Source organism: Mesorhizobium tamadayense (genome assembly GCF_003863365.1).
GTDB lineage: Bacteria > Pseudomonadota > Alphaproteobacteria > Rhizobiales > Rhizobiaceae > Mesorhizobium > Mesorhizobium tamadayense.
Map to the genome: position 1 here is coordinate 1 of NZ_RQXT01000185.1, position 837 is coordinate 837.

Sequence of the window (837 nt, forward strand, 5' to 3'; positions counted from 1 at the left end):
TGATGTGTTCAGGCTCTCCGAGCACGTCAAAGGCGAACGAAATGGGGTAAATGGCGAGATCAAGCAGGGCGCCTCCGCCGAGTTCCAGAGCGTTGAGCCGATGATTGGGATCGCCAGGCAGGTCACGAGTGTGATCGGCGATCACCGAATAGATCGTTCCAAGCACTCCTGACGCGATGATCTCCCGGATGCGCACCATATGAGGAAGGAAGCGCGTCCACATCCCCTCCATCACGACCAGGTTTTTCGCAGAGGCGAGATCGACGACCTTGCGCGCTTCCCGTGCATTGATCGTGAATGGCTTTTCGATGAGCACGTGCTTGCCGCCGGTCAGCGCCTTGAGCGCGTTGCCGGCGTGCATCGGATGGGGCGTAGCCACATAGATAATATCGACCTCCGGGTCCGACAAAAGGTCCTGGTAGCTAGCGTGCGCGTTTGGGAATACTGAAACGGTTGGCGAACTTGTCGGCTCCTGCCTGTGTTCGAGAGCCGACAGCGGAGACACGATGGCCGGCAAGCTGCAAATCCTGGACAAAGAGGTCAGCAATCCAGCCGGTCGCTAGAATCCCCCAACGCAATTCGGCGTTCATCATCTTACCTCAAGGCTCGGCTGCGAATTCAACTTTGTAGGTGTCACGCTGCGTGAGATATTGACTAGCCTCACCTACTCGCGTCGAACGCGACCCGCGTCCCGCTGGTCGTGTCGAAGAAATGCAGTTGTTTCGGATCGAAGCGGACGCCGACGTTTTCCCCCATGTGCACTTTGGTATTTTTGTCGGCCTTCACGGCGACCAAGTGTTTGCCGACCTTGACGGTCACCAGCGTGCTGTCGCCCAG

2 protein-coding genes are annotated in these 837 nt (G+C 57.8%); both read right to left on the reverse strand.

Annotated elements, in window-relative coordinates; translation table 11 throughout:
* The coding region (locus EH240_RS37145; protein ID WP_245436714.1) for a Gfo/Idh/MocA family protein at nucleotides 1–517 on the reverse strand (517 nt) is incomplete at its 3' end.
* A gap of 143 nt (nucleotides 518–660) precedes the next feature.
* Nucleotides 661–837 carry a TOBE domain-containing protein gene (locus tag EH240_RS40320; RefSeq protein ID WP_425374879.1) on the reverse strand — a complete coding sequence of 59 codons (177 nt, stop codon included), beginning with the start codon at nucleotides 835–837 and terminating at the stop codon, nucleotides 661–663.